19 protein-coding genes and 1 tRNA gene are annotated in these 20103 nt (G+C 71.3%); 7 read left to right on the top strand and 13 right to left on the bottom strand.

Annotated elements, in window-relative coordinates; genetic code table 11:
* Window positions 1–15: 15 nt before the first annotated feature.
* The 5 genes from BSB02_RS18385 to BSB02_RS18365 form a co-directional block, all read right to left on the bottom strand.
* A complete protein-coding gene (locus BSB02_RS18385; RefSeq protein ID WP_206184761.1) occupies window positions 16–525 on the bottom strand; it encodes a P-loop NTPase family protein in 510 nt (169 codons plus the stop codon).
* 57 nt (window positions 526–582) lie between these two features.
* Window positions 583–1614 (bottom strand): glycosyltransferase family protein, encoded by a 1032-nt coding sequence (locus BSB02_RS18380; protein WP_206184760.1) that lies wholly within the window; start codon window positions 1612–1614, stop codon window positions 583–585.
* Complete coding sequence (locus tag BSB02_RS18375) at window positions 1611–3293, bottom strand: carbamoyltransferase family protein (RefSeq protein ID WP_084960206.1); 1683 nt, start codon at window positions 3291–3293, stop codon at window positions 1611–1613. Before BSB02_RS18375 ends, BSB02_RS18380 begins: the two co-directional genes overlap by 4 nt.
* On the bottom strand, window positions 3290–4219 hold the full coding sequence (locus BSB02_RS18370) for a thymidylate synthase (protein ID WP_084960205.1): 930 nt from the start codon (window positions 4217–4219) through the stop codon (window positions 3290–3292). The genes BSB02_RS18375 and BSB02_RS18370 overlap by 4 nt, the downstream gene beginning before the upstream one ends.
* Before the next feature lie 100 nt (window positions 4220–4319).
* Window positions 4320–4538, bottom strand: coding sequence for a hypothetical protein (locus BSB02_RS18365; protein WP_084960277.1), 219 nt, complete (start codon window positions 4536–4538; stop codon window positions 4320–4322).
* A 175-nt stretch (window positions 4539–4713) separates the two neighbouring features.
* On the opposite strand from BSB02_RS18365, the gene BSB02_RS18360 reads away from it, so the two are divergent.
* Window positions 4714–6102, top strand: coding sequence for an NsdA family TPR-like regulatory protein (locus BSB02_RS18360; protein ID WP_084960204.1), 1389 nt, complete (start codon window positions 4714–4716; stop codon window positions 6100–6102).
* 1 nt (window position 6103) lies between these two features.
* A complete protein-coding gene (locus tag BSB02_RS18355; protein ID WP_084960203.1) occupies window positions 6104–6586 on the top strand; it encodes a GNAT family N-acetyltransferase in 483 nt (160 codons plus the stop codon).
* Here BSB02_RS18355 and BSB02_RS18350 read toward each other — a convergent pair.
* The 3 genes from BSB02_RS18350 to BSB02_RS18340 all read right to left on the bottom strand — a co-directional run bounded on the left by BSB02_RS18350 (window position 6567) and on the right by BSB02_RS18340 (window position 8866).
* Window positions 6567–7586, bottom strand: a complete 1020-nt coding sequence (locus BSB02_RS18350; RefSeq protein ID WP_084960202.1) for an NAD-dependent epimerase/dehydratase family protein — start codon at window positions 7584–7586, stop codon at window positions 6567–6569. The genes BSB02_RS18355 and BSB02_RS18350 overlap by 20 nt on opposite strands.
* A gap of 15 nt (window positions 7587–7601) precedes the next feature.
* Window positions 7602–8417 (bottom strand): restriction endonuclease, encoded by an 816-nt coding sequence (locus tag BSB02_RS18345; protein WP_206184759.1) that lies wholly within the window; start codon window positions 8415–8417, stop codon window positions 7602–7604.
* A 372-nt stretch (window positions 8418–8789) separates the two neighbouring features.
* Window positions 8790–8866 (bottom strand) — tRNA-Lys (locus BSB02_RS18340).
* A gap of 118 nt (window positions 8867–8984) precedes the next feature.
* Between BSB02_RS18340 and BSB02_RS18335 the strand changes: the two genes are divergently transcribed.
* Both BSB02_RS18335 and BSB02_RS18330 read left to right on the top strand, forming a co-directional pair.
* Entirely contained in the window at window positions 8985–9818 is an 834-nt protein-coding gene (locus BSB02_RS18335) for an AAA family ATPase (RefSeq protein WP_084960200.1), read from the top strand.
* 13 nt (window positions 9819–9831) lie between these two features.
* Window positions 9832–11223: a vWA domain-containing protein gene (locus BSB02_RS18330; RefSeq protein WP_084960199.1), complete on the top strand. Its 1392-nt coding sequence runs from the start codon at window positions 9832–9834 to the stop codon at window positions 11221–11223.
* A gap of 250 nt (window positions 11224–11473) precedes the next feature.
* Here BSB02_RS18330 and BSB02_RS18325 read toward each other — a convergent pair whose 3' ends face one another.
* On the bottom strand, window positions 11474–12241 hold the full coding sequence (locus BSB02_RS18325; RefSeq protein WP_084960198.1) for a nuclease-related domain-containing protein: 768 nt from the start codon (window positions 12239–12241) through the stop codon (window positions 11474–11476).
* Window positions 12242–12399: 158 nt separating this feature from the next.
* On the opposite strand from BSB02_RS18325, the gene BSB02_RS18320 reads away from it, so the two are divergent.
* On the top strand, window positions 12400–12978 hold the full coding sequence (locus BSB02_RS18320) for a TetR/AcrR family transcriptional regulator (protein WP_420855866.1): 579 nt from the start codon (window positions 12400–12402) through the stop codon (window positions 12976–12978).
* Here BSB02_RS18320 and BSB02_RS18315 read toward each other — a convergent pair.
* The 3 genes from BSB02_RS18315 to BSB02_RS18305 are packed head-to-tail and all read right to left on the bottom strand — an operon-like array spanning window position 12961 to window position 16417.
* Window positions 12961–14046 carry an acyl-CoA dehydrogenase family protein gene (locus tag BSB02_RS18315; protein WP_084960196.1) on the bottom strand — a complete coding sequence of 362 codons (1086 nt, stop codon included), beginning with the start codon at window positions 14044–14046 and terminating at the stop codon, window positions 12961–12963. The two genes, BSB02_RS18320 and BSB02_RS18315, sit on opposite strands and share 18 nt — an antisense overlap.
* Window positions 14043–15206, bottom strand: a complete 1164-nt coding sequence (locus tag BSB02_RS18310) for an acyl-CoA dehydrogenase family protein (protein WP_084960195.1) — start codon at window positions 15204–15206, stop codon at window positions 14043–14045. Before BSB02_RS18310 ends, BSB02_RS18315 begins: the two co-directional genes overlap by 4 nt.
* Before the next feature lie 8 nt (window positions 15207–15214).
* Window positions 15215–16417 carry an acyl-CoA dehydrogenase family protein gene (locus BSB02_RS18305; protein WP_084960194.1) on the bottom strand — a complete coding sequence of 401 codons (1203 nt, stop codon included), beginning with the start codon at window positions 16415–16417 and terminating at the stop codon, window positions 15215–15217.
* 118 nt (window positions 16418–16535) lie between these two features.
* Between BSB02_RS18305 and BSB02_RS18300 the strand changes: the two genes are divergently transcribed.
* Window positions 16536–17114 (top strand): GNAT family N-acetyltransferase, encoded by a 579-nt coding sequence (locus tag BSB02_RS18300; protein ID WP_084960193.1) that lies wholly within the window; start codon window positions 16536–16538, stop codon window positions 17112–17114.
* Window positions 17115–17118: 4 nt separating this feature from the next.
* Window positions 17119–19485, top strand: a complete 2367-nt coding sequence (locus tag BSB02_RS18295; RefSeq protein ID WP_084960192.1) for a protein kinase family protein — start codon at window positions 17119–17121, stop codon at window positions 19483–19485.
* A 47-nt stretch (window positions 19486–19532) separates the two neighbouring features.
* Here BSB02_RS18295 and BSB02_RS18290 read toward each other — a convergent pair whose 3' ends face one another.
* On the bottom strand, window positions 19533–20090 hold the full coding sequence (locus BSB02_RS18290) for a TetR/AcrR family transcriptional regulator (RefSeq protein ID WP_084960191.1): 558 nt from the start codon (window positions 20088–20090) through the stop codon (window positions 19533–19535).
* Between the last annotated feature and the right edge of the window lie 13 nt (window positions 20091–20103).

Below are 20103 nucleotides of genomic sequence, written 5' to 3'. Positions count from 1 at the left end.
AGCCGCACCGCCGGGTCAGCCGTGCTGCAACTGTGCCAGCCAGCGGCGTGCCTGCCTGCGACTGGTGAGGAACACGACGTGCTTGCCCGCCGCGTACTCCCTGATCTTCGCCAGCACGCGGGGCCGCATCCTGCGCCGGTAGGTGGCCACGTACCTGACCACGTCCCAGGTGATGCGGTTGTAGACGCCGGAGGCGTGCTGGCCGGCGCCGTGCCGTACCTGCCGGGAGACGATGCCCCACAACGCCATCCAGGTGGGCACGTCCATCATCACCACGGTGTCGCAGGCGGCCAGCCGTACCTGGAGAGTGGAGTTGTAGTTGCCGTCGATCACCCACCGGGGCTGGGCCACCAGCTCCCGTTGCGCCGCCTCGAACTTGTCCTGCGGCAGCGGGTTCCACTCGTCGTCGAAGTAGACGGCGTCCAGGTGCGTGACCGGAGCGTCCAGGATCCTGCCCAGCTCGCGGGCCAGGTGGGACTTCCCGCTGCCGCCCGAGCCGACGATGGCCACCCGGTTCATCCGCATGACGCTCCACGATAGTCGTGACCTGCCCGAACGCTCGACGATTGGGCACACCCGTGCTCATGGCCGCCTCCCGGTCGCCTCCAGCAGCGACTGCAGCTGTGCGAGCTGGTGGCTGAGCCGGAAGACCGACAGGCGTTCCACGCAGGCGGCGATCAGGTCGGCGTGCTCCCCGGTGCCCGCGCTCGCGTTCAACCGCTGGATGGCGCCGATCACCTCAGCGCCGTCGCGCACCACCAGCTCTGGCGGGACGAACCGCTCGACGTCCCTGATCTCGGCCGGTGCCAGCGGCAGGCACCCGGACAGCACCGCCTCGAAGATGCGCTGCGTGACCTGCCCGGCCGCGGCGTACCGCTCCGGCAACAGCAGGACCGTCGCCAGCGAACCCCGGTACAGAGCCCGGACCCGCTCGAAGGACACCCGCCCGGCGAAGATCACCTCCGGCCAGCGCCTGGTGTCGGTCCACTTGCCCGCGACCAGATGGCGAAAGCGCCCGGCCGCGGGGGCGAAGTAGGTGTCGAACGCCTTGTCCCGGTCGTACTGGTTGCCGATGTAGATGAGCGACACCGGCCTGGGCAGGGCGGCGAGCGCCGCAGGATCGGCCGTCTCCAGCAGCGCGTCATCCAGCGGGAACAGCAGCCGGTGCGCGCCTGGGGTGGGGTGCAGGGCGGCTTCGCACACGATCACGGCTGGGTGGCGGCGTAGCGGATCGTCGGGCGGCAGTTGCCGATCCTTGTCCCAGATGATCGTCCGGACGCCGTTGCCGAGGGTGTAGTTCTCTAGCAGCTCCCGCTGGCGGTGCAGGTCGCAGGTGTGGCCCGTCGATCCGCACGGGCTGGTGTTGCGGCCCTTGATGGGCCAGCGCCACTCCAGGAACAACACCTCGATTTCGGGAAGCCCGGCGTCGAAGGCGTACCTGTTCCCCAGATCGTCCCCGGCTTCGGCCAGGTCACGATTGGCCTGGAGAAACACGACGTGGTGACCGGCGTTGATCAGGGCGTCGATCCATGGCCGGCGATGGCTGCGCCCGCCGTCCGGGGTGTCGGTGATGCCGTGGCCGAGGAAGCCCCAGAAGCTGTATCCGATGATCATTTGGTGATCCACCTGCCTTCCAGCAGCAGGGCATCCAGCCCGGAGCCGGCCAGGCAGTCCAGCGCCATGGCCGGGGTGCCGCAGATCGGCTTCCCTTTGATGTTGAGCGAGGTGTTGATCAGGACAGGCACTCCGGTACGGCGGGCGAACGCCTCCAGCACGGCGTGGAGGAAGGGGTTGGCGTCCTTGGCCACGGTCTGCACTCGGGCCGTGCCGTTGGCGTGAACGACGGCCGGGATGTGCTGGCGCGCCAGCTCGGTGACCGGCGAAGCCATCGACATGAACGGCGCCTCCTGACCGAGGGTGAAGTACTCCCCCGCCCGCTCAACCGGAACGACCGGCGCGAAAGGGCGAAACGGCTCGCGAAACTTCACCGTGGCATTGAGCCGCTGCACCACGCCGTCCTGCAGCGGCGAGGCGAGAATCGAGCGGTTGCCCAGGGCGCGAGGCCCGGCCTCCACCCGTCCTTGGAACAGGCCGACGATCCGGCCCTTCGCCAGCTCACCGGCCAGGAACTCCGGCACGTCACCGTCGATGCGCCGCTCGACCAGTTCCGGCCAAGCCGACAGGTCGAAGGCCGAGAAGCGAGGACCCAGGTAGCAGGCACCCGCGACCCCTGTCACCGCGCTCTCCGCACGATGCGCGGCGATCGCGGCACCGATGGCCGTACCGGCGTCGCCCGGCGCGGGCGGGACGAAGACCTCATCGAAGATGCCCGCCTGAATGATCCTGCCGATGCTGACGCAGTTGGTGGCCACTCCACCGCCGACGCACAGGCGCGAGCAGCCGGTCAGCTCCCGCGCTCGGCGGGCCAGGTGCAGCATGACCGTCTCGGTGCGCTCCTGCAGGGCGGCGGCCAGATCCCGATGCACCTGCTCCACCGGAGCCTGCGCATCCCGCGGTGGGCACGTCGCCGCGACGAAACGCGGGGACAGGCGGCCGTACCGAGACGACAGCACCCGCGGCAGGATGAGCGAGGGGTCAAGCGTGAAGCCGTGCCCGGTGAGCGGGATGGCCCGCGTCAGCAACGGCCGGAACCGGGCCGGATCGCCGAGCGCGGCCAGCGCCATCACCGTGCCTTCCTCATCGCCGCGCCGCCACCCCAGGTGCTCGGTGATCGCGCCATAGGCGTAACCGAGGGAAGCCGGGTCGTGCAGCGCGTGCACGGTGCGGACGGCGGGCCGTCCCGGCTGGAGCTGTCGGCCCAGGGCGATCGTGGTCGTCTGGGTCTCGCCCAGGCTGTCCACGATCAGGACCGCGCTGCGCTCCCATCCGGATGCCGCGAACGCGTACAGCTGGTGGGTGTGATGGTGCGTGAACGACCGCACCCGCGCCTTCGGAAAGCGGCGAGCCAGATCTGCGGTCCTACGAAGCGTGCGCACGCCGACCTTGGCGAAGCTGGCCGCGCGAGGAACCGCCCGCTCCCCCGGCACCCCCAGCGCGCTGGGGATCGCGGCGAAGTAACCCAACCCACGGAAGTTGTAGGCAACCGTACTCACCTGGTCGGCACAGATCCCGGCCTCGCCGAGCAGCCACCGGACCGCCTGCTCGGGATAGGCGCGGGTGTGCTTGATCCCCGACAGCCGCTCCTCCTCCACGAACCCGACCAGATCACCGTCGAGGAAGAGCGCGGCGGCCGAGTCGTGCGTGAAGGAGCACAGCCCGACTGTCGCGATCATCGCGTCACCGCCCGCCGCTGCAACTCCCCATACCACGCCCGCAGCCCCTGACCGAGGCCACCGGGAAGCCGCTCCGCCTGCTGTCGTGCCGCATCCCGTTCCCCGTTCTTCCACCGCCGGTAGTTGTCCAGGACTGCGGCTATCTCGTACCAGCCGGGGTGATCGACTGGCTCGCCGTCCCGCACCAGCGCCAGCAGGGCGTCGAAGCCCTCCCACGGCGTGGCCAGCGCGGGCGTCTCCAGGCACATCGCCGTGTCCCGCACCTCGGCGGCACGCTCCAGCACCTCCTCGTAGAGGTGCAGCGAGTCGATCTGGTGGTGGTAATCGCCCAGTTCCGCGCCCAGCCATCCGGCCATCAGCTCGTGCAGGACCGTGGTGAAGAACAGGTCGTACGGCAGGCCGGTCCACAGGTCCTGGCTGCGCATCGTGGTGACCATGTGCAACCGGCCGCCGCGCAGGTGGAACCGGAATCCGAGCGTGCAGGGCACATCTCGATGCCCGGCGGCATCGCGGCCCGGGTCGTAGAGCTGGACGACGGCTCGTCGCGAATCCGGATCGGCTCGGAGCGCGGCCAGCACCCGCGCCAGCTGGTCCACCTGCCCGTTCCAGCGGCGCAGGCGCGGGCCGTACGCGCCGAGCAGCACCCCGCCGTCGGCGTACTGCCGCAGCCTGCCGTTGAAGTCGAAGATCCACGGATCGTCGGAGCCGGACAGGATCCAGACGGTCTCGGCGACCGCGAACGCCGGGTTCAGTATCCGGGCCGGTGGAGCGTACAGCAGCCGGGATCTGGGCCGTTTCAGCACCAAATGGACGTTCGTCACCTCCCGGGTGGGCATGCCGCGCGGGCACACCCGCCCGCCGGCCAGCGTCAGCGCCACGGCTTTGGTGAACAGCTCGGCGATGTCCTCGCCGACGACGGTCCTCACGATGTCCTCCTGGACAAGGAGATGGAGACGCGGCGGCACGGGATGGGGGCTGCCTCCCGCACCCAGGAGAGGCGGACGCTGCCCGTGCCGCCGCGCCGGTCTAACGGCCAGCGGTGTCCGTCACCGTGGCGTTGAGCTTCTCCTCGGCGGCGAGCCGAGCGGTCAACTGCTCCAGATCGTCAGCGTCGACCGTGGTGGAGCACCCTCTGTTGATCGCTTCGCCATCGAGCCCGCCTCGACGCGTCGCCCACCACCGGCCGAGGTCCGACTGCCAGATGGACCAGCGGGGGTACCGCTGCTTGATGTCGCCAGGCTGCATGTCACCCAGTGGACCAGCGCGGACACTGTTGGTGAACACCCGCGGCTCGTGAAGGCCGTGAAGCTCGGGAACGTCCCCGTGAAGGTCGTGAAGGTGAGCCAGTACAGCTCCGCCGTGCTTTCCCATGGCGTATGCATCGGGTTACCGTTCGCCCAGGACTGGAGGGCTCAGCTGTATGACCAAGCCGGGCACGCATCTCACAGAGGTGTTGCGGCGTGCCGGAATGAACCCGCGTCAGCTGGCTGCCGCCGTCAACGCCCGTCTGGAGGCTCGCGGGCTGTCCGCGCGGCGCATCGATCCGACCGCGCCGTATTCGTGGGTGCGGCTCGGCTACAAGCCGTACGACCCGCTGCCGGAGGTGGTGGCTGCCGTCCTGTCCGAGCATCTGGGGCGCCCGATCAGCGTCGAGCAGCTGTGGCCCCACGCCGAAGGTGTGGGGACGGTGGTGGGCGCGGTTTCCGGTTTGGCGCACTGCACGAACGCCGAGGATGTCGTCGCGGCCCTCAGCGAGTTGACCTTGAGCAGCGCCAGTCTCCACGGTGAGGTCTCAGCCGCGACCGGCCCGGATCTGGCGGCAGCCGTACTGGACGGCATCGCCACCGTGGTCAGCCTGACCCGCAGGAACACGAATCGGGACCGGGTGCTGCCCGCGCAGGTCGCCCTGATCGCCTCGCACGTGGCCGCTCTGCGCAGACTCGACGACCGGCACGGCGGTGGCGTGCTCAGCCTTCGGTACGTCACCAGCGAGCTGCGGAACGTCCTGGACCTCGTGCGCAGCGCGGACTACGACGCGACGGTGGGGCCCGAGTTGATGGCCATCGTCGCCGACTTGGCCCAGCTCGTCGGCTGGGTGCATTTCGACGCCCATCGGTACGGCGCCGCCGAACGCTATCTGCTGCTCAGCGCGCGGGTGGCTCGGGCGCTGGAAGACCGCGGCCGGATGGCCAACACGGTCGGCATGCTGGTCTACATCTCCGCCTTCGCCGGGCACGGCTCCCAGGCGGTGAACATCGCGGAGGCGGCTGCCGAGATCTGCCCCTCCGACCCGGCTCTGCGGGCCAGGATCAGCGGGCGGGTGGCGACTGCCGCAGCGGCGGCAGGTGACCAGCGGGGGTTCCAGGCCGCGTCGGAGGAGGCACGCGAACTCCTGCGCCAGGCACGCGAAGCCCCGTCCTACCTGTACTACCTGGAGCCGGAGCAACTGGCCGCCGAGGCCGGTCAGGCCCTCGTCGTCCTGGCCGAGCAGGCCACCGTCTACCGCAAGGCGCTGCTCCGCGAAGCCGTCGCCCTGCTGGCGCCCATCTCAGCGGCCGGTCAGCGGCCGGACTATCCACGCTCGGCTCTGCTGCACGGGGCTTTCCTGACCAGGGCGTACCTCCTGCAAGGAGAGCTGGAAGCGGCCGTGTCCGCCGCACGGGAGGCGATCACCCGGCTCACGCAGGTGCAGTCACTGCGGGGCATCGCCTGCCTGCGGCAGCTCCGTCCGGCCTTTGCCCGGCGGAGCCGGTCGCCAGTAGTGTCGGAGTTCCTGCCCGAATTCGATATGGCGCTATCTCCGACATGACATGACACCAGCACCAACCGAGTTCACGATCAAGCCTCGGTCCTATGACCACCCCGACGCCGTCGCCCTGGTGCGCGCGCTTTTCGAGGAGCAGGTCGCCCGGTACGGCTACGCCGACCCGGCACAGGCCGAGCCCGCTGCCTACGCGCCACCGACCGGGTTGTTCCTGGTCGGCTATCGGGACGGAATCGCGGTCTGTTGCGGCGGCTACCGGCTGCACGACGCCGAGAGCCGGACGGTCGAGATCAAGAAAATGTACACCGTGCCGCAGCAGCGCGGGCAGGGCTTCGGCGCGCGGATCCTGCAGGAGCTCGAACGCCAGGCCGCCCTGGGCGGTGCCAAGCGGGCGATTCTGGAGACGGGCGTGCGCAACACCGGAGCCCTCGCCCTATACAGCAGCTTCGGCTACCTGCCGACGCAGCGCTACGTGCCGGGCCGCGATCCAGCGATCAATCGCGCCTTCCTCAAGGAGTTGTGCGGCTGAGCCGCCAGCGCCGCAGCAGCTCGGCTTCGCGATCGGGAGCCAGGCCGTGCTCGGCGAACCGCTCATGCTCGACCGGCCTGCCACCGGCCTGCAGCCACTGCCAGGTGTCGGCCGCAGTCTCGCGCAACGGACGGCACACGAGCCCGGCCGCGTGCGCCTTGCGGGTGTCCATCGTCCAAGCAGTGGGCAGAGTCCGCCAGAGCGGAATCTCCGTCCACTCCGCCACGCCCTGCGCCTTCAGCCACTGCTCGTCTGCCCACACGATCTCGCAGGAAGCGCCGGTGACGTCCACGCACGCGATGAGCAGCCCTTCGTAGGTGTCACGACCCACAGGCGGCGCGAGGTTGAAGACGCCCGCGCCGCCCGCCTGGATCTGGTCGAGCGTGAAGCGAGCGACGTCACGCACGTCCACCGGTTGGATGGCGCGATCAGGCGGAGCGGGAGCCAGGACGACGCCACCCCGGCTGATCCTGGTCAGCCACCAGGGCAGCCTGCCGACGTACTCGTGCGGGCCGAGGATGACGTGCGGGCGCATGATGAGGACGTGTCGATCGAACTCTCGCCGAATTGCCAGCTCACAACCCACCTTGAGCGGCCCGTAGGCGTCCGGGTCCCACCGCCGGGTCCCGGGGTCGAGATCGGGATCGCCCTCCCACAGCGGGGAGTTCTCATCCACGGGCGCATAAGGCCAGTCGCGGTAGGCGGAGATCGTCGAGATGAACACGTACCGGCCCGTGACCGGGGCCAGGGCCCGGGCGGCGTTGCGAACGAGTGCCGGAATGGTCCCGGCGACATCGAGGACCGCATCCCACGGCCCGTGGGCGGCCAGCCGTACCAGGTCCTGCGGTCGCTCCCAGTCGCCGCGGATGTGCTCGACGGGAGCTGGTGGCGGACCACTGCGTCCCCGGTTGAACACCGTGACGTGCCACCTCCTGGCCAGCGCCTCACGCAGTACGGCCCGGCCAACGAACCAGGTGCCGCCCAGGATCAGCAGTCGCACGATGGGCCGCCGAGGTCAGATCGTCTCGAAGAAGCGGGGATTCACCCGCACCCGTTCCACCTGGACCAGCTCGCGGGTGACGCCCAAGCCGTACTCCTTCAGCAGGTCACACAAACGGTCCCCGTCGACCAGGTCGATCGGCGGCGCGCCGTCGCGGGTGGACTCCTTCAGGGCCTCGGCGGTGAACGTCCCGGTGGTGATCAGCAGCCCCTTGTCGCCGCGCCCTTGCAGGGCGCCGCGGAAGTCGCGCACCTCGCTGGCCCGCACCGAGCCCTTGTAGCGCTTGCACTGGAAGTACACCGAGAAGCTGATCAGCGAGACCCGGTAGGTGCCCAGCCCGTCGATCCCGCCGTCCCCGGAGTAGCGGGTGATCTGCGTGTTGATGAAACCGGCCTCGCGCAGCAGGCGCTGGCACAGCCGCTCGAACGCCTGGGGCGACATCGCGATGAGCAGGTCCTTCAGCTCCTCGCGCCAGTCCTGCTCCTCGGACTCCTCCTCGCCGCCTGGGGCCTGCGATTTCTTACGGCGGGCGTTGCGCTGCCATGCCGAGCGCGCCTGCCGCAGGTCGTCCTGGCTGGCCGTCCTGCCGCGTTCGGTGAGTGACCATACGGCCTGCGGGCTGTTGGTGGTGAGCCCCATGCCCTTGAGGTGGGACAGCGCCCACGCCAACCGGTACTCCAGCTTCGTGGTGGGACCGTCTCCCTGCAGTACGGCCTGCTGCGCATCGGTGAACGCCATCCGCTCGATCACCGCCTGGACGATTTCGTCCTTCGTTCCCGAGCCACCGATGTCCCGCAGCGTCGTCACCGTGGGCCAGTACAGCTCGCTCACGGACGGAATCGTGACGCTGCCTGCCATCGGCGAGCCTCCCCTAGACGAGCGGACGAGGCGAAGATTACCCAGCGCTGAGGTGGTGCACGCGCTGATTCGCTGTGATCGGAACGAACTTGGTCGGTCGCGATGAGGTGCTCTTGAGGGGGCACCGGTCGCATGGCGCTTGCAAGCAACGACAACTGCTCCAGAAAGGGATGAACCGTCCCGGATTTCGTGGAGGCCCTGGTGTGCGGCGGGCCGGCCACAGCGGGACCAGGGGCGGATGGGTGGGCGGGCGGCGGGCGGGGAGCCGGCCAACGAGCGGAAGGTTCCAGGCGATCGACGGGCGGAACGAAAAACCCCAGGCCGCATGACCTGGGGTTTTCTGGGTGGTGCGCCGCCAGGGACTCGAACCCCGGACCCGCTGATTAAGAGTCAGCTGCTCTGACCAACTGAGCTAGCGGCGCGTGCAGAAGGAGCATACCGGTACCCAGCCCCCAGGTCGAATCGGATGCCCGCATGGCAGAATAACGTTCGGTTCCCTGCCCGCGTCCCCGCCTCGCCCCACGACAGGAGCACGCACGCATGTTCGACTCCCCCGCCGACGTGAGCACGCGACTGGCCGATGTCGGCTACCTGTCCGACGACGCCATCGCCACCGCCGCGTTCCTCGCGACGGCGCTGGAGAAACCGCTCCTCGTCGAGGGACCGGCCGGTGTCGGCAAGACCCAGCTGGCCAAGGCCATCGCGGAGGCGACCGGCGCGACGCTCATCCGCCTCCAGTGCTACGAAGGGCTCGACGAGGCCAGAGCCCTCTACGAGTGGAACTACAAGAAGCAGCTGCTGAGGATCCAGGCGACCAGCACGGACGAGGACATCTTCACCGAGGACTTCCTGCTGGAACGGCCGCTGCTCAAGGCCCTCCGGTCATCCGGCCCGGCCGTGCTCCTGATCGACGAGATGGACAAGGCCGACGTGGAGGTGGAGGGCCTGCTGCTGGAGCTGCTGTCGGACTTCCAGGTGACGATCCCCGAGCTCGGCACCATCCGGGCGGCGCGCAAGCCGTACGTCGTCCTCACCTCCAACGCGACCCGCGAGCTGTCGGAGGCGCTGAAGAGGCGGTGCCTGTACCTGCACATCGAGTACCCGACGCCCGAGCGTGAGCGCGACATCGTGCTCGCCCAGGTTCCGACGATCCGCGAGGACCTGGCGGAGCAGCTGGCCAGGACGGTGGCGACGTTGCGGGCGATGGAGCTGAAGAAGGCGCCGTCGGTGGCCGAGACCGTGGACTGGGCGAGGACGCTGCTCGCGCTCGGCAGGCAGGAGCTCGACGAGGCCACGGTGGCCGGAACGCTGGGCGTGGTGCTCAAGCACGCCTCTGACCAGGCCAAGGCGGTCAAGGAGCTAGGGCTGTCGTGAGGATGGTGCACCAGTGAGCCTGGTCGACCGGCATGTGGGGTTCGTGCATGCGTTGCGCGAGGCGGGGATTCCGGTGTCGCTGGCGGAGGGGCTGGACGCCGCGCGGGCGTTGCGCGTGGTCGAGCTGGCCGACCGCGAGTCGCTGCGCGCCGCCTACGCCGCGACGCTGATCAAGAAGCCCGCCTACCGTCCCGGGTTCGACGTCCTGTTCGACCTGTGGTTCCCCGCGGTCATGACCGAGACGGAGCAGGCCGCGTCCCAGCAGGCCGCGTCTCAGGAGGCCGCATCCCGGGAGGCCACGGGGTCCGCGCAGCCCGACACCGCCGCGCTCCGCGACCGGCTCGCCCGCCTGCTCCTCCACGGCTCCGACGAGGAGTTGCGCGCCTTCGCCAGGGACATGGTCGAGCGCTTCGGCCGCCAGCCCGCCGCGCCGGGGCGGCAGAGCTGGTTCTCGTACGGCGTGCTGCGTGCCCTGTCGCCCGAGACGCTCATGGCCAGGCTGCTCGCCGAGGTTCTCGCCGGCCAGGAACGCGGCGGAATCGCCGAAAAGCGGGCACGCACCCAAATATCCCGAAAAATCGAGCAGTTCACGGACGCGGTGACCACCGACATCCGCCGAAGGATCGCCGAGGAGTCGGGCGTCGAGCGCATCGCCCGCTCCGCCGTACGCCCTCCCCTCGACCAGATCGACTTCCTCCGTGCCACCAAGGACGACCTGGCCAGGCTCAGGCGGGAGGTCCAGCCGCTCGCCCGCCGCCTGGCCGCCCGCCTCGCGATCAAGCACCGCCACCGCAGGCGCGGCCGCCTGGACTTCCGCCGCACGGTACGCGCCTCCCTCCAGACCGGCGGCGTCCCCCTGACCACGCACTTCAAGCCGCCGCGCCCGCACAAGCCCGAGCTGGTCATCCTGTGCGACACCAGCGACTCGGTCTCCTCGTTCGCGCACTTCACCCTGCTCCTCACCTACGCGCTGCGCGAGCAGTTCACCAAGGTGCGCGCCTTCGGCTTCGTGGACACCGTCGACGAGATCACCCGCTTCTTCGCGCCGGGCTCGGACGTCGTCGAGGCGATGACGCGCATGGCGCAGGAAGCCGACATGGCGCGCTTCGGCCGCACCAACTACGGCCACGCCCTCGAACGCTTCACCGAGAGGTACGGCGAGGCCGTCGGGCCGAGGACGGCGCTGCTCATCCTCGGCGACGCGCGCTCCAACTACCAGCCGGCCGCGGTGGACCTGCTCAAAGGGCTCGTCGCCCGGGCCAGGCACGCCTACTGGCTCAACCCGGAACCGCGCGCCCAATGGGACACCGGCGACTCGGTCGCCTCGGACTACGCCGAGGTGATCCCCATGCGCGAATGCCGGAATGTCGCCCAGCTCGCGGCGTTCATCGAGGACCTGGCCTGAGCCGCCGTTCCTTGCCCCGGCGCGGCCCGGCGGTCAAGGATGGATGGGCGGCATCGGCGAGCTCCAGCCGGAGCACCTGGCCGGCTCGCCGTTCGAGCAGTCCTACGCCGCGCTCGCGCCGCGACCGCAGGACCGGCCGCGGCTCATCGAGAAGATCAAGGAGTTGGGCCGGGAGCTGACGGATGGTGGAGGATTTCCTGGGCTGAGCGGTACGGCTGGGCGGTACGGCTCGTCGGTACGGCGGCACGCTTCAGGCGGCGCGATCGAGCTCTCGCGCCGCCGTACGGGCCAGCAGCTCGATCTGCGCCTCCGACAGAGCCTGCGTGCCCGTCTCCCGGATGAGCCTGGCCACGCGCCCGGGCTTGATCAGGGTGATCCCCTCCGCCGCGAGCACTCCCCCGTGGGGCAGCAGCCCGCCGTGGACGGCCAGGATCGGCGTGATCGTCACCGGTATGCCGGTCTCCCTGCTCAGCAGCTCGGCGAAGGCGGCCCCGGCCTCGACGAGCGGTTTCGCGACGCGCGTGCCGTACTTCTCCCCGAAGAACAGCCTGCCGCCGTAGGCGGCGATCTCGGTGTCGGGGCTCCAGGCCTCGTTGTCGACGAGCCAGACGCCATTGGGGCCGATGACGAGGTGGTCGATGGACGCCTGGCCCCGGATGGCCCGGCCGTCGAGGATGCGGTAGCCGCGGCGGGACAGCGAGCGCCTGAGCTGCCGGCCCATGATGACCTCCCCGCGGCGGCGGCCGCGCCAGACGGCCGTGGACTGGAACGAGCGCCAGGCCCACCACCAGTCGGCGGCGGCGGCCAGCAGGGCGGCGCCCGTGGCGTACGAGAGGGGGCCGAACAGGTCGAAGCGCACGGCCAGGCCGAAGCCGATCGCGAAGGCGACGGCGGCCTTGACGGCGCGCAGGCGCAGGCGGCTCTTCGCGTCCTCGTGCCAGTGCTTCTCGTAGAGCCACTGCGGTGAGGCTCCGGTGAACTTCTCGTCGGGCTGCACGTAAATTGAGCCGCCAGGCATGACAAACTCCCCGAATAAGTAGGTAATACCTGGATCTGCCACGCCGGAGATCCCTCGCCGCTCAAAGAGATACCCGGAAGCCAGGCCGGAACGGTAGGAGGTTATGAAAATAGCACCAACTCGACCACGTCAACCGACCAGTCGGTATGCTGTCCGCCGTGAGGGATGAACCGGTACGCCAGAGGCTGCTCAGCGAGGCCACCCGCCTGTTCGCCGAGCAGGGGTTCGAGAGCACCTCGGTCCAGGAGATCGTGGTCGCGGCGGGCGTCACCAAAGGCGCCATGTACCACTACTTCGACTCCAAGGACGACCTGCTCCACGAGATCTACGCCCGGGTACTGCGCATGCAGATGGACCGGCTCACCCAGATCGCCGACGGGCCGGGCACCGTGGCCGAGCGCCTGTTCAGGGCCGCCGCCGACGTGGTGGCGACCACGACCGAGAACCTCGACGACTCCAAGATCTTCTTCCGCTCGATGCACCTGCTGGCCCCGCAGACGCAGAAGACCGTGCGGGCCGAGCGGCGGCGCTACCACGAGCGCTTCCGCGACCTGGTGGCCGAGGGGCAGCGCGAGGGCGTGTTCCGCGACGACATCCCGGCCGACATCGTCGTGGACTACTTCTTCGGCTCGGTCCACCACCTGGGCACCTGGTACCGCGCGGACGGCCCGCTGACCGGCGCCCAGGTGGGCGAACACTTCGCCGAGCTGCTGCTGGCCTCACTGCGGCCCGGGTAGGCCCACCAGGGACGCGAGGGCGGCCCGGTGGTCGCCGGGCGTGCCCAGAGCGATCTCGTCGGCCTTGGCCCGCTTGAGGTAGAGGTGGATGGGATGCTCCCAGGTCATCCCGATGCCGCCGTGGAGCTGGACCGCCTCCTCGGCGGCGTGGACCGCGACGCCGGCGTTCCAGGCCTGCGCGGTCGAGGCGGCGACGGGGGAGTCCTCGGCGACGGCGTTGCGCGCGGCGGCACGTGCGCGGACCACGTCCAGCCACAGGTCGGCGAGGCGGTGCTTGATCGCCTGGAAGGAGCCGATCGGGCGGGCGAACTGGTAGCGCTGCTTGACGTACGCCAGGGTCTCCTCCAGGCACCACTCGGCGACGCCCAGCTGCTCGGAGGCGAGCAGGGCGGCGCCGAAGCGCAGGACCTCGGCGAGGTCGACGGCGCCCAGCGGGGTGACGGGGGCGGCGTCGAAGACGACGGCGGCGATCGGGCGCGTCATGTCGAGGGAGGGGACCGCCTCGACGTGGGCGGACGCGGACTCGGCGAGGTAGAGGGCGCCGTCGAGGGGGATGAGGAACAGGTCGGCGATGTCGGCTCCGGCGACGGCGGCGACGCTCGCCGTGACCACCGGCCCGCCGTCGCGCATGCCGAGGACCTCGGTGGTGCGGGCAGGAGAGGGGTTCAGGGGGGCGGTGGAGAACGGGACGGCCAGGCACGCGATCGTGTCCCCGGCCGCCAGGCCCCGCAGCACCTCCCCCACGCGAGCCGCCGGGTCGCGCAGGCTCACCAGCGCCCGGGTGGCCAGCACCGAGCTGGTGAAGAACGGCACCGGCGCCACCGCCCGCCCCAGCTCCTCCAGCACGACCGCCGCCTCGCGCGCCGAGGCCCCCGCGCCGCCGTACTCCTCCGGCACCAGCAGCCCCGCCACGCCGATCTCCCGGGACAGCGTCTTCCACAGGTCCAGGTCGTACGGCTGGTCCGACTCCACGCGCTTGAGCACCGCGGAGGGCGGGCACCGGTCGGCGAGCAGGGAGCGGACGGCGGAGCGCAGCTCCTCCTCCACGTCGCTGTACAGCAGGGTCATCGAGGCAGGTCCTTCCAGGGCACGTCCTTGTCCACACGCGGTTCGCCCGGCAGGCCGAGCACCCGTTCTGCGACGATGTTGCGCAGGATCTCCGAGGTGCCGCCCTCGATGGAGTTGCCCTTGGCGCGCAGGTACCGGTAGCCGGGCCCGCGGCCGAGGAAGTCGACGGTCCCCGAGCGGCGGAAGGTCCAGTCGTCGTAGGTGAGGTCCCGCTTGAGCTCGACTTCCAGCCCGGTGAGGGCCTGGTTGAGCTTGGCGAACGACAGCTTCATCCCGGAGCCCTCCGGTCCCGGCTGGCCGGCGCGCAGCTGTTCGCGCAGCCGTACCGCCGACAGCCGAGTGACCTCGGACTCCACCCAGAGGGCCAGGAGCCGCTGGTGCAGGTCGTGGGTGCGCAGCTCGGGGTGGTCGCGCCAGGTGTCGAGGAGGATCCCCATCATCCCGCCGCCGCGCCTGACGGGGGCGCCGCCGATGGCGACGCGCTCGTTCATGAGCGTGGTCTGGGCGACCCGCCAGCCGTCGCCGACGGCGCCCAGGCGCAGGTCGTCGCCGAGCCGTACGCCGGTCAGGAAGACCTCGTTGAACTCGGCCTCGCCGGTGATCTGGCGCAGCGGCCGGACCTCCACGCCGGGGGCGGTCATGTCGCAGACGAAGTAGGTCAGCCCGCGGTGCTTGGGGACGTCCGGGTCGGTGCGGGCGACGAGGATGCCCCAGCGGGCGTGGTGGGCGCCGGAGGTCCACACCTTCTGCCCGTCGACGACCCACTCGTCGCCGTCTCGCACCGCCCGGGTGGCCAGCGTCGCCAGGTCGGAGCCCGCGCCGGGCTCGCTGAACAGCTGGCACCAGATCTCCTCGCCCGTCCACAGCGGCCTGAGGAAGCGCTTCTTCTGCTCCTCGGTGCCGAAGGCGAGGATCGTGGGGGCGGCCATGCCGAGGCCGATCGCCTGCACGCCGTAGTCCAGCTGCGGGGTGTGGGCGAACTCCCGGTCGACGACCTGCTGGAGGTCGCGGGAGACGCCCAGGCCGCCGAGCCCTTCGGGGAAGTGGACCCACGCCAGCCCGGCGTCGAAGCGGGCCCGCAGGAACTCCAGGCGGTCGCCGGAGGGGTCGTGCTCGGCGAGGAAGTCGGCGATCCGCCGTTTGATGTCGGCTTCGTCCATAGAAACGATCACATGTGCCTCTTCAGTTCTCGGTAGGCCAGGGAGCGCTTGTGGACCTCGTCGGGCCCGTCGGCCAGGCGCAGGGTGCGGGCGTGGGCCCACAGCCCGGCCAGCGGGAAGTCCTGGGAGACGCCTCCGGCGCCGTGGACCTGGACGGCCTTGTCGAGGATCCACTCCACCGTGACGGGCGTGGCGATCTTGATGGCCTGGATCTCGGTGTGCGCGCCGCGGTTGCCGACGGTGTCCATCAGCCAGGCGGTCTTGAGCACCAGCAGCCGCAGCTGCTCGACGCGGACCCGCGCCTCGGCGATCCAGTCCTGGACGACGCCCTGCTCGGCGATGGGCTTGCCGAAGGCGGTGCGCGACAGCGCGCGCTGACACATCATGTCGATGGCGCGCTCGGCCATGCCGATCAGGCGCATGCAGTGGTGGATGCGGCCGGGGCCGAGGCGGGCCTGGGCGATGGCGAAGCCGCCGCCCTCCTCGCCGATCAGGTTCTCCGCCGGCACCCGCACATCCTCGAAGATCACTTCGGCGTGCCCGCCGTGGTCGCCGTCGGTGTAGCCGAAGACGTGCATGCCGCGCTCGATCGTGAGCCCGGGGGTGTCGCGCGGCACGAGGATCATGCTCTGCTGGCGGTGGGAGGGGGCCTCGGGGTTCGTCTTCCCCATGACGATGAAGATCTTGCAGTTGGGGTTCATCGCACCGGAGATGAACCACTTGCGGCCGTTGATGACGTAGGAGTCGCCGTCGCGCACCATCGACGTGGCGATGTTCGTGGCGTCGGAGGAGGCCACGTCCGGCTCGGTCATCGCGAAGGCCGAGCGGATCTCGCCGTCGAGCAGCGGCCGCAGCCATTCCTTGCGCTGCCACTCGCTGCCGAACATGGCCAGGACCTCCATGTTCCCCGTGTCCGGTGCGGCGCAGTTGGTGGCGGCCGGGGCGATGCGCGGGGAGCGGCCCATGATCTCGGCCAGCGGTGCGTACTGCAGGTTGGTCAGCCCCGCGCCGTGCTCGCCGGGCAGGAACAGGTTCCACAGCCCGCGCTTGCGCGCCTCGTCCTTCAGGTCCTCCAGCAGGGGCGGCGGACTCCAGCCGCTGCGCGCCGCCTGCTCCTCGAAGGCCGCCTCGGCCGGGTAGACGCACTCGTCCATGAAACGCAGCATGCGCTCGCGCAGGTCCTCGGTGAGGGTGTCGAAGGCGAAGTCCATGATGGGAGCCTACCGACCGGCCGGTATGCCTGTCGACCACCCGCCCGCAAGTGGCTTCCCGCAAAACCGGACATGTGGCGATAAATCATCAGGTACGGCTCCCGCTACCCTCACTCGCATGACCGCCGCCATGCCCCGCCCCACCGTCCTCCAGGACGCCGTCGTCCGCCTCGAACCGCTCACGGAGGACCACATCCCCGACCTGTTCGCCGCCGGGGGCGGGGACGAGGAGGTCTGGCGCTGGATGCCCGTCGCCACCCCGCGCACCGAGGACGAACTGGCCGCGATCGCGCGCCGCCTCATCGGCGGCCCCGAGTACGTCCCCTTCGCGGTGATCCACGACGGCCGCGCCGCCGGCTGGACGTGCTACTGCGACGTGCCGACCTTCGACCTGAGCGTCGAGATCGGCTGGACCTGGTACGGCAGGGCCTACTGGCGCACGGCGGTGAACACCTCCTGCAAGGTGCTCCTGATCGACCACGCCTTCGGCGCCTGCGACTACAACCGGGTGCTGCTGAAGACCGACGTCCTCAACGAGCGCTCCCAGGCCGCGATCCGCCGCATCGGCGGCGTCCACGAGGGCACGCTGCGCCGTCACCGTCCGCGTCCGGACGGCACCTGGCGCGACACCGTCTGTTTCGGCATCCTCAAGGAGGAGTGGCCCGAGCACCGGGCTCGTCTGACCCGTGAGGACTGATCTGTTGGATCGTCTGGGCGCCTACTGGCTCGGCGCCGGACTCGGCGACGGCGCCGTGCGTGAGGCCTACGACGAGGAAGGCTCACGATACGCGCTCAAGCTGTTACCCCGGGTCGCCGACGCGGCCGTGTGCAGGGCCGCCCAGCGGGTGAACTCGCTGTATGTGGCCAAGCTGGTCGAGGCGCACCTGGAGGACGATCCGCCGTTCCTGGTCAGCGAGTACGTCCCGGGTCCGACGCTGCGCCGGGTGGTGGCCGGGTGCGGCCCCTACGGCCGCGACGAGCTCTACCGGCTCGCGGCCGCGACGGCGACCGCGCTGGCGGCGATCCACGAGGCCGGCGCGGCGCACGGGCGCGTCGACCCCGACCACGTGCTGCTGGGCCCCGACGGCCCGCGGCTGATCGGCCTGGGCGGCCCGGGATCGCCCGAGGGGCCCGCGGGCGACATCCGCGACTGGGCCCGGCTCATGCTCTTCGCCGCCACGGCCCGGGAGCAGCCGCCCGGCCTCACCGAGGTGCCCGCCGACCCGGCCGTCGACCGCCCGCTGCGCGACCTGCTCTCCGCCGCCCTCCACCCCGATCCCGAACACCGCCCCGGCGCCCGCCGGCTGCTGCTGGCGCTGCTGGACGTCCCCCAGTCCCAGCAGGGCCGCCTGCTGCCGCCCGCGCCCGTCGACGACCCGCCGCTGGGCGAGCGGGCCGAGCAGGTCTACCAGGGCCTCCCCGGCCCCGACCAGGAAGCCGTCCCCGAGGTGTTCCTGCGCCTGGTGGACACCGACGAGCAGGGCGCCGACGCCAGGCGCGCCGCCGCCCGCGACGAGCTGCCCCCGGCCGCCGGCCCGATCCTGGACCGGTACGGCGAGGCCGGGCTGCTCACGGTGGGCGAGACCGTGTCCATCACCCACCCCGCGCTCCTGCGCGCCTGGCCCCGGCTGCGCGCCTGGCTCGACGCCGAGCGCGAGGGCCTGGCCGTACACCGGGAGCTCGCGGCGGCGGCGCGGCGATGGGACAGGGGCGGGCGGCGGGAGGCCGACCTGTTCGGCGGGGAGGCGCTGGAGCACGCGCTGGCCTGGGCCGCGACGCGGCGGCGTCGTGTCCGGCTGAGCGCCGAGGAGCAGGCGTTCCTGGACGCGGGCACGGCGCTCCGGCGCGGCCGGGCACGCCGGCGGCGGGCCGTGACCGCCTGCCTGCTCGCGGCCGCGCTGGTCGGCACGGTTACCGGCGTGGCCCGCACGATCGCCATGGACGGCCGGCTGGAGGAGGCCATGGCCCGGCTGGCGGCCGAGCGCGCCGAGTCGCTGCGCCTGGCCGACCCCGTGACCTCCCGCAGGCTCAGCGTGGCCGCCTGGCGCCTGGCGCCGATCGAGGAGTCGGCCCGGGCGCTGCGCAGCTCGGGCGCCGATCCCGCGGTGACCGTGTTCGCCGACCCGCACGCCACCGACCGGTCCATCCACTCGCTCAGCGACGACGGCTCCCACCTGGCGGCGCTGACGTCCGGGAGGCTGCGGGTCTACGACATCGCGACCGGCCGGCAGCTCGTCGCCAAGGACGTGCCGGAGAAGATCCGGGCGCTGGCCTGGGCGCCGGACGGCCGCAAGCTGGCGATGGTGGGCGCGGAGCGGACCTACCTGTGGGACGCCTGGTCCGGTCGGCAGCTGGGCGCGATCGAACGCGGCCTGGACTGGCCCGGCGAGCTGTCGGCGTGGTTCAGCCCCGGCGGCGGGCTGGTGTTCGCCGCCGACCGGCAGCGGGACGAGCGGTGGGCCTGGGACCTGCGGGCCGGGCGGGTCGTCTTCGACGGCGAGTACGCGCTGGTCCGGCCGGACGACCAGGCGGCCGTGGTCTTCGACGGGCCCGCCTCGCGGATCCGCTGGCTGGACACCGGCAGGGTACGGCCGGCGCCGTGGCTGGCCACGATGTCGCTGGAGTACGCCGCCTTCAGCCCGGACGGGCGCAGGATCGCCATCGCCACCGAGCGCGGCGTGCAGATCTACGACCTCGACGGCGTGCCGCAGCTGCCCCTGCCGCTCACGCCCGCCGCCGGGCCGCTGCGCTTCAGCGGCGACGGCGGGCTCCTGGCGGGCACCAGCAACGACCACGTGTGGGTGTGGCGGCTGTCCGGCGGCGGCACGCTGCTGGCGGACCGGCCGCTGCCCAGCGCGGGCGCGCGGCCGGCGCAGGCCAGGTTCACCGGTGACGGGCTGCGCGTGCTGACCGGGCAGGGCGTGGTCATCGGGATCTCCCTGCCGGACCGGTCGCCCGAGCGGGATCCCGAGCGGATCGCCGAGGCGCTGTGCGAGCGCTTCGGCGGCCTGTCGCCCGCCGAGTGGGGGCGCCTGCTGGCCGGGCTGCCGCACCGCGAGACCTGCTAGAAGGCCCTGTCAGAAGACCCTGCTAGAAGACCCTGTCAGAAGGCACGCTACGAGCCCTTGAAGCCCGCCAGCAGCTCACGCACGCCCCGGGCGATCTCCCCGGCCGAGGGCTCGCCGCCCGCGCCGACGATCGCGTAGAACAGCACGCCCTCGGCGAAGGCCACCAGCTGGCTCGCCTGCCGTACCGGATCGGGGAAGCCCCCGGCGCTCAGCAGCGCCACGGCGGGGTCGCGGAAGCGGGCGCCGCTGCGGTCGTAGACCGCGCGCAGCTCGGGCCGCCGGGTGGCCTCCAGCGCCAGCTCGTAGCGGGCGAGCGTGCGCCGCCGGTCGCGGATCTGCACCAGCAGCGCCTGGGCCAGCAGCTCGGGCAGGTCCGCCACGCGCGGCGGGGCGGTCAGCAGCCCGGCGAAGGCCCGCTCCTCCAGCTCCGTGAGCCGGGCGAGCGTGAGCTCCAGCAGCGCGGCGCGGGTCCTGGCCACGTTGGAGGTGGAGCCGGGCGGCAGCCCCGCGGCCTCGTCGACCGCGCGGTGCGTCAGCCCGCGCATGCCCCGCTCGGCCAGCAGCGTGATGGCCGTCTCCGCGACGAGTTCCGCCCTCGTGAGCACAGCGCCATACTAC

This window comes from Thermoactinospora rubra (genome assembly GCF_002093975.1).
Taxonomy (GTDB): domain Bacteria; phylum Actinomycetota; class Actinomycetes; order Streptosporangiales; family Streptosporangiaceae; genus Nonomuraea; species Nonomuraea rubra_A.
This window is presented reverse-complemented; position numbering and strand designations above follow the sequence as displayed.